Consider the following 12,428-nt stretch of genomic DNA (forward strand, 5'->3'; position numbering starts at 1 on the left):
GGGGCCGGCCTCGACTGTCAGTGGCGTGCGCGAGGATGTCGGGCATGAGTTCGCACCTGACCCACGTGTCCGCCCCTGACGGTGTCGCCGCCAGCCCCCAGTACAGCCATGTCGTGTGGGGCACGGGCCGGTTCGTCGCGATATCCGGCCAGTGCTCCCTCGACGCCTCGGGCGCCGTCGTCGGGGCGGACGACCCGGTCGCGCAGGCCCGTCAGGTCTTCGCGAACCTGCGGCGCTGCCTCGGGGCCGCGGGCGCGGGGTTCGAGGACGTGGTGAAGCTGACGTACTTCGTCACGGACGTCGCCCACCTGCCCGCCGTCCGGGCGGCGCGGGACGAGGCGTTCGGCGCCGCACCGCTCCCGGCGAGTTCGGCGGTCCAGGTCGCCGCCCTGGTCCGCCCGGACCTGCTGATCGAGATCGAGGCCTTCGCGCTGGTCCAGGAGGACAGCTAGGGTCTTTCGTTTGGATCAGGCCGGATCAGGGAGCCGGGTGAGGGCCGCCGCTGCCGCCGGGCCGAGGCGGGGGTGGGGCAGGGCGGCTTCGAGGGTCGGCCTTGCGCGGGTGTCGGCGAGCGTGCCGAGGCCCTCGACGCAGGCGAGGCCCACCCGCCAGTGCGGATCGTCGCTCGCCAGGCGCCGTTCGAGGACGGCGACCAGGGTCGGTACGGACTCGGGGGCGCGCAGGTCGGTGAGGAGCCTGACCGGGAAGAGCGCGTAGGCGACGCGGAGTTCGTTGGTGGCGAGGGCGGCGGCGGCGCGCGCCGTGCGGGGGTCGCCGAGCCGGGCCAGGGCGTAGGCGGCGGAGACGCAGCGCTCGGGGTCGCGGTGGTTGAGGAGCAGGACCAGGGCCTCGAAGGCGCGCGGGTCGCCGGCGAGGCCGAGCCGGAAAGCGGCGATCTCGCGGGCCCAGAGGGGTCGTCCTGGCGCGGTCAGGACGCGTGCGAACTCCTCGGGATCGTCGAGCGCGGCGAGTTCTTCGAATGGCTTTCGATCGGCTTCGCCGGCCTCGTGGATCTCGTCCCGCAATCGATCGATCATCGAGCAGAATTCGGGGTCCTGGGCGATTTCCATGGCCGTCAGCGTATCCGCGATCCAGATCACATTTTCCGAACTCCCCGGGACTGGCGCGCTCGTTACCCGCCGGTTAATCTCAGGTGAGCGGGTAACCCCCGCACCTCACAACGGCCTGGTGACGCAGCCGTCGTGAGATCGAGTGTGTCGGTTCGGCAGTTTCAGACGTGACTCCGGGACAGAGTCCGTCGCCCCTTTTCCCGCGCGGCCCTCTCGCGCCCTCATGCGACCCGTTTCGCCCCGCACCGCGACCCGTTTCGCCCGCACGCGATCCGTTCGCCCGCTCGTACGCGATCCGTTTCGCCCCCGCGATCCGTTTCGCCCTCGCGATTCGCCTTTCGCGCCCGCAATCGCCGCCTTCAGTCGTCACTCTTCACCTCCTGGAGTCCCCTGATGGACACCCCTCTCTCCACCATCGCCGTCGTCGGTCTCGGCACCATGGGCAAGGGCATCGCCGATGTCCTCGCCCGGGCCGGCCGCGAGGTCATCGGTATCGACATCAGCGAAGCCGCCGCCGGCCAGGCGGTCGCCGCCCTGGAGGCGTCCACCGCCCGCGCGGTGGCCCGTGAGCGGATCACCGAGGAGGAGCGGCGGGACGTCCTCGCCCGCTTCCGTACCTACTCCGACCTGCAGGCGGCGGCCGACGCCGACCTCGTGATCGAGGTCGTGCCCGAGTCGTACGAGGCCAAGCAGGAGGTCTTCCGGGCGCTCGACACGATCATCCGGCCCGACGCGATCATCGCCACCGGCACCAACGCCCTCTCCGTGACCCGGCTCGCGGCCGACTCGGCGCACCCGGAGCGCGTGCTCGGTCTGCACTTCTTCACGCCCGTCCAGGCCATGAAGCTGGTCGAGGTCGTCTCCTCCGTCCTCACCGCGCCGCAGGCCGTCGAGGCCGTCACGGCCCTGGCGCACGACCTCGGCAAGGAGCCGGTCGCGGTCGGCGACCGCCCTGGCTTCGTCGCGGACGGCCTGCTCTTCGGCTACCTCAACCAGGCCGCGGCGATGTACGAGGCGAAGTACGCCTCCCGCGAGGACATCGACGCCGCCATGAAGCTCGGCTGCGGCCTGCCGATGGGCCCGCTGGAGCTGCTCGACCTGATCGGCATCGACACGGCCCGTACGGTCCTGGAGGCGATGTACAGCGAGTCGCGCGACCGGCTGCACGCCCCGGCCCCGATCCTCAAGCAGCTCAGCGAGGCGGGCCTCACGGGCCGCAAGTCGGGCCGCGGTTTCTACACGTACGACGCGGCCGGTTCGGCCACCACGGTCCGCGACGCCCTGACCCCGCTGGAGAGCGCCGCGACCACCGGGGGCCGCGAGGTCCGCTCGGTCGGCGTGGCCGGCTCCGGCACCATGGCCTCCGGCATCGCCGAGGTCTTCGCCAAGGCCGGTTACGAGGTCGTGCTCGCCGCCCGCTCGCAGGAGAAGGCCGACACCGCCAAGGCCCGGATCGCGAAGTCCCTCGCCCGTTCGGTCGACAAGGGCCGGATGACCGGCGAGGCCCGCGACGAGACGCTCGCCCGGATCACCGCGGCCGGTTCGCTCGACGCCTTCGCCGAGGTCGACCTCGCCGTGGAGGCGGTCGCCGAGGACCTGGGGATCAAGCAGGAGCTGTTCGCCCGGCTCGACAAGATCTGCAGGCCGGGCGCGGTGCTCGCCACCACGACCTCGTCCCTGCCGGTCGTCGCCTGCGCCCGCGCGACCTCGCGCCCGCAGGACGTGATCGGGATGCACTTCTTCAACCCGGCGCCCGCGATGAAGCTGGTGGAGATCGTCCGTACGGTCCTGACCGCCGACGACGTCCACGCCACGGTCCGCGAGGTCACGACGAAGATCCGGAAGCACCCGGTGGACTGCGGCGACCGGGCCGGCTTCATCGTGAACGCGCTGCTCTTCCCGTACCTGAACAACGCGATCAAGATGGTCCAGGAGCACTACGCGAGCCTGGACGACATCGACGCGGCGATGAAGCTGGGCGGCGGCTACCCGATGGGGCCGTTCGAGCTCCTCGACGTCGTCGGCCTGGACGTCTCGCTCGCGATCGAGCAGGTGCTGCACCGCGAGTTCCGTGACCCGGGCCTGGCCCCCGCGCCCCTTCTGGAGCACCTGGTGGCGGCCGGCTGCCTGGGCCGCAAGACGGGGCGCGGCTTCCGCGAATATGCCCGTCGCTGAGCCCTCCGCGGGCTGGGGAGGGCTGCTGAGCCCCGGGAGTGCCTCCGGCACCCCGGGCACGGGCCCCGGCGACCCTCCCCCACCTGGGCACACTCCCGCACTGATGCAGTACGTTCAGGACATGTCCAAGGCCGCGAAGTCACCCCGTGCCACGTCCCTGTCCACCACCGACACGGAGAGTGCCGCGGGCACCCGCGCGGCCGCGCAGCGGCTGAAGATGCGCCGTGAACTGGCGGCCGCGGCCATGGAGCTCTTCGCGACCAAGGGGTACGAGGCCACGACGGTCGACGAGATCGCGGCGGCGGCCGGGGTCGCCCGCAGGACGTTCTTCCGCCACTTCCGCTCCAAGGAAGAGGCGATCTTCCCCGACCACGACGACACCCTGGTGCGGGCGGAGGCGGTGCTGAACGCCGCTCCCCCGCACGAGCACCCGCTGGACACCGTCTGCCGGGGCATCAAGGAAGTCATGAAGATGTACGCGGGGTCCCCTGCGGTCTCCGTGGAGCGGTACCGGCTCACCCGCGAGGTACCCACCCTGCGGGAGCGCGAGATCGCCTCGGTGGCCCGCTACGAACGGCTGTTCACCCGCTATCTGCTGGGCCACTTCGACGAGCGGGACCACCACGACGGCAACGACGACCCGCTGCTGGCCGAGGTGGCGGCCTCGGCGGTCGTCACGGCCCACAACCACGTGCTGCGGCGCTGGCTGCGGGCGGGCGGCCAGGGCGACGTGGAGGCGCAGCTCGACCACGCCTTCGCGATCGTGCGGGAGACGTTCGGCTCCGGCATAGGCGCCCGGCCCGCGTCGGCGACCCAGGCCGGCCCTCAGACGTCCGCACCGGCGTCAGCGCCGGCGTCGGGTCCGGCGGCCGCCACGGTGACCGGCGAGGGCGACGTGGTGATCGCCGTGGCCCGAACGGACGCCCCGCTGGACGAGGTCATGCGGACGATCCAGCAGGCCCTGAAGGGCTGAGACAGCGCCGCTCACGACGAAGGCCGCCCCCGGCACAGGGGGCGGCCTTCGTCGCTTTTGCGGCGACCTTCGATCGATCATCGCTCATGTGTGACCAGCAGATTGCATATGAGTGAAATTGTTGGCACGCAGTGCCTTGTCAGGTGACACGCGGTGCCATACGTTGATGTTGTCCGGGCGGCCGGCGCGCCGAGGTCTCCTCGTGCGCCGGCTGTCCCCACAAGCCATCGTGATTGTGCGCCCGGACGCCTGCGTCACAGGCAACGTCAGCGCCCACCAGGCGCGGCTCACCGCACCACCCCCGCCGAACCGACGGCACACCTCCAGAGCAGCACTCCAAGACGTAACCCCCAGTGCGTCCCCCTCAGACGCCGCACCGCCGGAGGCACCCCGTGAAGGACATCCTGGACGCGATCCAGTCCCCGGACTCCACGTCCTCGGACTTCGCCAACATCAAGCTCCCCGAGTCGTACCGAGCCGTGACCGTCCACAAGGACGAGACGGAGATCTTCGCCGGGCTCGAGAGCCGCGACAAGGACCCGCGCAAGTCGCTCCACCTGGACGACGTGCCGCTCCCCGAGCTCGGCCCGGGCGAGGCCCTGGTCGCCGTCATGGCCAGCTCCGTGAACTACAACTCGGTCTGGACCTCGATCTTCGAGCCGGTGTCGACCTTCGGCTTCCTGGAGCGCTACGGCCGGCTCAGCGACCTCAGCAAGCGTCACGACCTGCCGTACCACGTCATCGGCTCCGACCTCGCGGGCGTCGTGCTGCGCACCGGCCCGGGCGTGAACTCCTGGAAGCCCGGCGACGAGGTCGTCGCCCACTGCCTCTCGGTCGAACTGGAGTCCTCGGACGGCCACAACGACACGATGCTCGACCCCGAGCAGCGCATCTGGGGCTTCGAGACCAACTTCGGCGGCCTGGCCGAGATCGCGCTCGTGAAGTCCAACCAGCTGATGCCGAAGCCGGACCACCTGAGCTGGGAGGAGGCGGCGGCCCCCGGCCTGGTCAACTCCACCGCGTACCGCCAGCTGGTCTCCCGCAACGGCGCCGGGATGAAGCAGGGCGACAACGTGCTGATCTGGGGCGCGAGCGGCGGACTCGGCTCGTACGCCACCCAGTTCGCGCTGGCCGGCGGCGCCAACCCGATCTGTGTCGTCTCCAGCCCGGAGAAGGCCGCCATCTGCGAGGCCATGGGCGCGGAGGCCGTCATCGACCGCAACGCCGAGGGCTACAAGTTCTGGAAGGACGAGCACAACCAGGACCCCAAGGAGTGGAAGCGCTTCGGCAAGCGCATCCGCGAACTCACCGGCGGCGAGGACGTGGACATCGTCTTCGAGCACCCCGGCCGCGAGACCTTCGGCGCCTCCGTCTACGTCACGCGCAAGGGCGGCACCATCGTCACCTGCGCCTCGACCTCGGGCTACAACCACGAGTACGACAACCGCTACCTGTGGATGTCGCTGAAGCGCATCATCGGCTCCCACTTCGCCAACTACCGCGAGGCCTGGGAGGCCAACCGCCTGATCGCCAAGGGCAAGATCCACCCCACGCTCTCCAAGGTCTACTCCCTGGAGGAGACCGGCCAGGCCGCCTACGACGTCCACCGCAACCTCCACCAGGGCAAGGTCGGCGTCCTCGCCCTCGCCCCCGAGGAGGGCCTGGGCGTGCGCGACCCGGAGATGCGCGCGAAGCACATCGACGCCATCAACCGCTTCCGCAACATCTGAGACCGGGACACCTCCATGACAGAGCGTCAGAAGGACCGGCCGTGGCTCATGCGGACCTACGCCGGTCACTCCACGGCCGAGGCGTCCAACGAGCTGTACCGGCGCAACCTCGCCAAGGGCCAGACCGGCCTGTCGGTCGCGTTCGACCTCCCGACGCAGACCGGCTACGACCCCGACCACATCCTCGCCCGCGGCGAGGTGGGCCGGGTCGGGGTCCCCGTCTCGCACCTCGGTGACATGCGCCGGCTGTTCCAGGACATCCCCCTGGAGCAGATGAACACCTCGATGACCATCAACGCCACGGCGATGTGGCTCCTGGCGCTCTACCAGGTGGTGGCCGAGGAGCAGGGCGCGGACGTCACCAGGCTCCAGGGCACCACCCAGAACGACATCGTGAAGGAGTACCTGTCGCGCGGGACGCACGTCTTCCCGCCCGGCCCCTCGCTCCGCCTCACGACGGACATGATCACCTACACGGTGAACCACATCCCGAAGTGGAACCCGATCAACATCTGCAGCTACCACCTGCAGGAGGCGGGGGCCACTCCGGTCCAGGAGATCTCGTACGCGATGTCCACCGCGATCGCGGTGCTCGACGCGGTCCGGGACTCCGGCCAGGTCCCGGCGGACCGCTTCGGCGAGGTCGTCGCCCGCATCTCGTTCTTCGTGAACGCGGGCGTCCGCTTCATCGAGGAGATGTGCAAGATGCGCGCCTTCGGCCGCATCTGGGACAAGGTCACCCGCGAGCGGTACGGCATCGAGAACGAGAAGCAGCGCCGGTTCCGCTACGGCGTCCAGGTCAACTCGCTCGGTCTGACCGAGGCGCAGCCGGAGAACAACGTCCAGCGGATCGTCCTGGAGATGCTGGCCGTCACCCTCTCCAAGGACGCACGCGCGCGTGCCGTCCAGCTGCCCGCCTGGAACGAGGCGCTCGGGCTGCCCCGCCCCTGGGACCAGCAGTGGTCGCTCCGCATCCAGCAGGTGCTGGCGCACGAGTCCGACCTGCTGGAGTACGAGGACATCTTCGCCGGCTCGCACGTGATCGAGGCCAAGGTCGACTCGCTCGTCGAGGAGTGCCTGTCGGAGATCGACCGGATCCAGCAGATGGGCGGCGCGATGGCCGCCGTCGAGTCCGGCTACCTGAAGTCGCAGCTGGTCTCCTCGCACGCCGAGCGGCGGGCCCGGATCGAGGCCGGCGACGAGAAGATCATCGGCGTCAACATCTTCCAGTCGACCGAGGAGAACCCGCTCACCGCGGACCTCGACACGGCGATCATGACGGTCGACCCGGCCAACGAGGCCAAGGTCGTCGCGAAGCTCCACGAGTGGCGCGACAACCGCGACGAGAACCGTGCCCAGGAGTCGCTGGCCGCCCTCAAGGCCACCGCCGCCGGGGAGGGCAACCTCTTCGCCGCCACCCTGGAGTGCGCGCGCGCCGGTGTCACGACCGGCGAGTGGTCCTGGGCGCTGCGGGACGTCTTCGGCGAGTTCCGCGCCCCGACGGGCGTCTCCTCCGCCCCGGTCGCGGTGACGGCCGAGGCCGGCACCCCGCTGGCTCTCGTACGGGAGAAGGTGGCGCGGACGGCCGCGGAGCTGGGCTCGGGGCGGCTGCGGCTCCTGGTCGGCAAGCCCGGCCTGGACGGGCACTCCAACGGGGCCGAGCAGATCGCCGTACGCGCGCGTGACGCCGGATTCGAAGTGGTCTACCAGGGGATCCGGCTGACGCCCGAGCAGATCGTCGACGCGGCCCTCGCGGAGGACGTGCACTGCGTCGGCCTCTCGATCCTCTCCGGCTCGCACGCCGAGCTGGTCCCTGACGTCCTCGACCGCCTCCGTGAGGCGGGGGCGATCGACGTCCCGGTCATCGTCGGCGGGATCATCCCGAACGCCGACGGCGCAGAACTGAAGCGCGCGGGTGTGGCCGCCGTCTTCACACCGAAGGATTTCGGTATCACAGAGATCATCGGCCGTATCGTCGACGAGATCCGGAAAGCGAACAAGCTCGACCCCCTGGAGGTCCCCGCATGACCAGCCCCGTGAACCGGCTCCGCCCGCGTCGCTCCTGCCTCGCGGTCCCCGGCTCCAACCCGCGCTTCCTGGAGAAGGCCCAGGGCCTCGCCGCCGACCAGGTCTTCCTGGACCTGGAGGACGCCTGCGCGCCGCTCGCCAAGCCCGAGGCCCGCCACACCATCGTCAAGTTCCTCAACGAGGGCGACTGGACCGGCAAGACGCGGGTCGTGCGGGTCAACGACTGGACGACCCACTGGACGTACCGGGACGTCGTCACCGTCGTCGAGGGCGCCGGCCAGAACCTCGACTGCATCATGCTGCCGAAGGTCCAGGACGCCCAGCAGATCGTGGCGCTCGACCTCCTCCTGACGCAGATCGAAAAGACCATGGGCTTCGAGGTCGGCAAGATCGGCATCGAGGCGCAGATCGAGAACGCCCAGGGCCTCAACAACGTCAACGCGATCGCCACCGCCTCGCAGCGCGTCGAGACGATCATCTTCGGCCCGGCCGACTTCATGGCCTCCATCAACATGAAGTCCCTGGTCGTCGGCGAGCAGCCGCCCGGCTACGACGCCGACGCCTACCACTACATCCTGATGAAGATCCTGATGGCCGCCCGCGCCAACAACCTCCAGGCGATCGACGGCCCCTACCTGCAGATCCGCAACCCCGAGGGCTACCGGGCCGTCGCCCGTCGCGCCGCCGCCCTCGGCTTCGACGGCAAGTGGGTGCTGCACCCGGACCAGGTCGCCGCCGCGAACGAGATCTTCTCGCCCTCGCAGGAGGACTTCGACCACGCCGAGCTGATCCTGGACGCGTACGACTACTACACCTCCGAGGCCGGCGGCAAGAAGGGCTCGGCCATGCTCGGCGACGAGATGATCGACGAGGCCTCCCGCAAGATGGCCCTCGTCATCTCGGGCAAGGGTCGCGCCGCCGGCATGGAGCGCACCACCAAGTTCGAGATCCCGGAGGCCTGAGTCCCATGCAGTTCGGCCGCACCTACGAAGAGTTCGAAGTCGGCGCCGTCTACAAGCACTGGCCCGGAAAGACGGTCACCGAGTACGACGACCACCTCTTCTGTCTGCTGACGATGAACCACCATCCGCTGCACATGGATGTGAACTACGCCGAGAACACGACGGACTTCGGCAAGAACGTCGTCGTCGGCAACTACATCTACTCGCTGCTGCTCGGCATGTCCGTCCCGGACGTCTCGGGCAAGGCGATCGCCAACCTGGAGATCGAGTCGCTGCGCCACGTGGCGCCGACCTTCCACGGCGACACCATCTACGGCGAGACCACGGTCCTCGACAAGACCCCGTCCAAGTCGAAGAACGACCGCGGGATCGTATACGTGGAGACCAAGGGCTACAAGCAGGACGGCACCCTCGTGTGCGTCTTCCGCCGCAAGGTGATGGTGCCCACCGAGACGTACATCAAGGAGCGCGGCGGCGAGCAGCCCGGCCGCCCCACGCTGATCGAGCCCTCCAAGAAGACGGAGAAGTAGCCATGGCCCGACTCGCCCAGACCGCCGGGCTCACGGACGTCCAGCAGGAGATCCTCAAGACCGTCCGGGAGTTCGTCGACAAGGAGATCATCCCGGTCGCGACCGAGCTGGAGCACCGTGACGAGTACCCGCAGCAGATCGTGGACGGGCTCAAGGAGCTCGGCCTCTTCGGTCTGATGATCCCCGAGGAGTACGGCGGTCTGGGTGAGTCGCTGCTCACCTACGCGCTGTGCGTGGAGGAGATCGCCCGTGGCTGGATGTCTGTCTCCGGCATCATCAACACGCACTTCATCGTGGCGTACATGCTCAAGCAGCACGGCACCCAGGAGCAGAAGGAGTACTTCCTTCCGCGGATGGCGGCCGGCGAGACGCGCGGCGCGTTCTCGATGTCGGAGCCGGGCCTCGGCTCGGATGTGTCGGCGATCACCTCGAAGGCCGTCAAGGACGGCGACGAGTACGTCCTCAACGGCCAGAAGATGTGGCTGACGAACGGCGGAACGTCAACGCTTGTCGCCGTTCTCGTCCGAAGTGACGAAGGACACCCCGAGGGCACGGCGGCCCACAAGTCGATGACGACCTTCCTCGTCGAGAAGGAGTCCGGCTTCGGAGAGGTCCGACCGGGCCTCACCATCCCGGGGAAGATCGACAAGATGGGTTACAAGGGCGTCGACACGACCGAACTCATCATGGACGGACTGCGCATTCCGGCCAATCGGGTCCTCGGCGGGACCACCGGCCGAGGGTTTTACCAAATGATGGACGGCGTGGAGGTCGGCCGCGTCAATGTCGCGGCACGTGGCTGCGGCGTCGCTCAGCGTGCGTTCGAACTGGGTGTCTCGTACGCCCAGCAACGTCACACTTTCGGCAAGCCGATCGCCCAGCACCAGGCGATTCAGTTCAAGCTGGCCGAGATGGCTACCAAGGTCGAGGCCGCCCATGCCATGATGGTGAATGCAGCACGCAAAAAGGACTCCGGGGAACGAAACGACCTCGAAGCAGGGATGGCGAAGTACCTCGCCTCCGAATACTGCAAGGAAGTCGTCGAGGACGCCTTCCGTATCCATGGCGGATACGGGTTCTCGAAGGAGTACGAGATCGAGCGCCTCTACCGTGAGGCCCCGATGCTGCTCATCGGTGAAGGTACCGCCGAGATCCAGAAAATGATCATCGGTCGCCGGCTGCTCGAGGAGTACCGGTTCCAGGGTTGATTGTCGGCTTTGGGTCGGTTCGGTCGCGAAGAAGATCACACCCTGTGTTCGTCTTCCGGCCGCCGACTCGGGTTCTGGCTTACCCAGTTGCGGCCCGCAACCGATAGCATCGTTTGAAAGCCGCCGTCCCCCGTTCCCGTGCGGCATCATCCGCTACGAAGGTCATCCATGCCCCACAGCCAAACCTCTGCACCTCGCGACAGCCTCTCCGGCGTACGTATCGCACGCGGAGCATCGCCGTGGCTTCTGCCGACCGTCGCCACCGCGGCGCTGAGCCTCGTGCGTGCGCGCAAGTCCCGGCGAGCCGCGGCCATCGCCGTGCCCACCACCGCGCTCGCGGCGGGCATGCTGTGGTTCTTCCGCGACCCCGAGCGCGAGATCGCTCAGGGCCGGGTCATCTCCCCCGCCGACGGTGTGGTGCAGAGCATCATGCCGTGGAAGGACGGACGCACCCGGGTCGCCATCTTCATGAGCCCGCTGAACGTCCACGTCAACCGCGCGCCGCTGGCCGGCACGGTGACGTCCGTGGAGCACGTCCCCGGCGGGTTCGTCCCGGCGTTCAACAAGGAGAGCGAGAACAACGAGCGCGTTGTCTGGCACTTCGACACCGAGCTCGGTGACATCGAGATGGTGCAGATCGCCGGTGCCGTCGCGCGGCGCATCGTGCCGTACATCCCCCAGGGGACGAAGGTCGAGCAGGGCGAGCGCATCGGTCTGATCCGCTTCGGGTCGCGCGTTGACATCTACCTTCCGGAAGGTGTCGACGTCGCCGTCGAGGTCGGTCAGACCACGACCGCGGGGGTGACTCGCATTGACCGTGATTGATCCCGACACCCGGGCAGCCGACTGGGCCGCCGACGCGGACGCGGAGGAGGCCGAAGAGGCCGAGGAGATGCCGCTGTCGTTGAGGCTGTCCATAGCGGACGCCCTCACGCTCGGTAACGCGACGTGTGGATTCATGGCGGTGTACTTCACCACCACCGGCATCCTCATCCCGCACCTCACCGGCAGCACGGAGACCGGCATGGCGCGCAACAGCGCCGCCACCGCCGTGATCCTCATGCTGGCCGCGGCGATCTTCGACCTCTTCGACGGCATCGTGGCCCGCAAGCTGCGCTCGTCGCCGATGGGCGCCGAGCTCGACAACCTGTCGGACCTGATCAGCTTCGGTCTGGCGCCGGCCTACTTCGTACTCGTGTACGGCATGGTCACGCCGGGCGCGCAGCAGAAGGTCTCGGCGGTGGCCGCGATCGTGGTGCTGCTCGCCGTGGTGCTCAGGCTCGCGAGATTCTCGTGCGTGACGATGAAGGACGGCATGTTCCAGGGCATGCCGAGCCCCTTCGGCGCGCTGACGGTCGTCTCGATCGTGCTCCTGGAGCTGCCGTTCATCCCGACGCTGCTCGCGATCATCGGTGTCGCCTGGCTGATGGTGAGCCGGGTCGAGTACCCCAAGCCGCGGGGCATCCTCGCGGTGGCGATGCTCAGCTGGATCGTGGGTGCGATGGGCATGCTGGCGGCCTGGGCGTTCGACGCTCCGGGCGGACAGCTCCTGCTCCAGACCGGCTGCGCGCTGCAGGTCGTGCTGGGCGCCGTGATCCCCCTCTTCGCGACGGCCCGGCGAGTGAACACCTTCCGTGACAACCGCCGCGAGAGCCGCGAGGCCCGCCAGGCGGAGGCCGCGCAGGTGCCGTAAGCGGTACGCGTACGTGTACGACGAAGGGCCCGGGTGCTGGGAAGCACCCGGGCCCTTCG

The 12,428-nt window shown here is 69.0% G+C and carries 11 protein-coding genes; 10 read left to right on the forward strand and 1 reads right to left on the reverse strand.

Annotation, left to right across the window (positions count from 1 at the left end; all coding sequences use genetic code 11):
* Positions 1-44: 44 nt before the first annotated feature.
* The gene (locus tag ACGFYP_RS13120) at positions 45-452 is read left to right on the forward strand and encodes a RidA family protein (protein WP_393491026.1); all 408 of its coding nucleotides are present in this window, start codon (positions 45-47) and stop codon (positions 450-452) included.
* A gap of 15 nt (positions 453-467) precedes the next feature.
* Here ACGFYP_RS13120 and ACGFYP_RS13125 read toward each other — a convergent pair whose 3' ends face one another.
* Positions 468-1,070: a HEAT repeat domain-containing protein gene (locus tag ACGFYP_RS13125; protein ID WP_393491029.1), complete on the reverse strand. Its 603-nt coding sequence runs from the start codon at positions 1,068-1,070 to the stop codon at positions 468-470.
* 393 nt (positions 1,071-1,463) lie between these two features.
* Here ACGFYP_RS13125 and ACGFYP_RS13130 point away from each other — a divergent pair, with 393 nt between their 5' ends.
* The 9 genes from ACGFYP_RS13130 (at position 1,464) to pssA (ending at position 12,369) form a co-directional block, all read left to right on the forward strand.
* Positions 1,464-3,245 (forward strand): 3-hydroxyacyl-CoA dehydrogenase family protein, encoded by a 1,782-nt coding sequence (locus ACGFYP_RS13130; protein WP_393491032.1) that lies wholly within the window; start codon positions 1,464-1,466, stop codon positions 3,243-3,245.
* A gap of 121 nt (positions 3,246-3,366) precedes the next feature.
* Positions 3,367-4,218: a TetR family transcriptional regulator gene (locus ACGFYP_RS13135; protein ID WP_393491035.1), complete on the forward strand. Its 852-nt coding sequence runs from the start codon at positions 3,367-3,369 to the stop codon at positions 4,216-4,218.
* A 392-nt stretch (positions 4,219-4,610) separates the two neighbouring features.
* Positions 4,611-5,948 (forward strand): crotonyl-CoA carboxylase/reductase, encoded by a 1,338-nt coding sequence (gene ccrA, locus ACGFYP_RS13140; protein WP_361962991.1) that lies wholly within the window; start codon positions 4,611-4,613, stop codon positions 5,946-5,948.
* A 15-nt stretch (positions 5,949-5,963) separates the two neighbouring features.
* Positions 5,964-7,976, forward strand: a complete 2,013-nt coding sequence (locus ACGFYP_RS13145; RefSeq protein WP_393491040.1) for a protein meaA — start codon at positions 5,964-5,966, stop codon at positions 7,974-7,976.
* Complete coding sequence (locus ACGFYP_RS13150; RefSeq protein WP_329114001.1) at positions 7,973-8,938, forward strand: CoA ester lyase; 966 nt, start codon at positions 7,973-7,975, stop codon at positions 8,936-8,938. Before ACGFYP_RS13145 ends, ACGFYP_RS13150 begins: the two co-directional genes overlap by 4 nt.
* Positions 8,939-8,943: 5 nt before the next feature.
* Positions 8,944-9,468, forward strand: a complete 525-nt coding sequence (locus ACGFYP_RS13155) for a MaoC family dehydratase (protein ID WP_361962995.1) — start codon at positions 8,944-8,946, stop codon at positions 9,466-9,468.
* Positions 9,469-9,470: 2 nt separating this feature from the next.
* On the forward strand, positions 9,471-10,676 hold the full coding sequence (locus ACGFYP_RS13160) for an acyl-CoA dehydrogenase family protein (protein WP_361962997.1): 1,206 nt from the start codon (positions 9,471-9,473) through the stop codon (positions 10,674-10,676).
* A gap of 168 nt (positions 10,677-10,844) precedes the next feature.
* Positions 10,845-11,501 carry a phosphatidylserine decarboxylase gene (locus ACGFYP_RS13165; protein ID WP_361962999.1) on the forward strand — a complete coding sequence of 219 codons (657 nt, stop codon included), beginning with the start codon at positions 10,845-10,847 and terminating at the stop codon, positions 11,499-11,501.
* Positions 11,494-12,369, forward strand: coding sequence for a CDP-diacylglycerol--serine O-phosphatidyltransferase (gene pssA, locus ACGFYP_RS13170; protein WP_361963051.1), 876 nt, complete (start codon positions 11,494-11,496; stop codon positions 12,367-12,369). The genes ACGFYP_RS13165 and pssA overlap by 8 nt, the downstream gene beginning before the upstream one ends.
* Positions 12,370-12,428: the final 59 nt, after the last annotated feature.

Origin of the sequence: Streptomyces sp. NPDC048370, from assembly GCF_043200825.1 — a bacterium.
Lineage (GTDB): Bacteria > Actinomycetota > Actinomycetes > Streptomycetales > Streptomycetaceae > Streptomyces.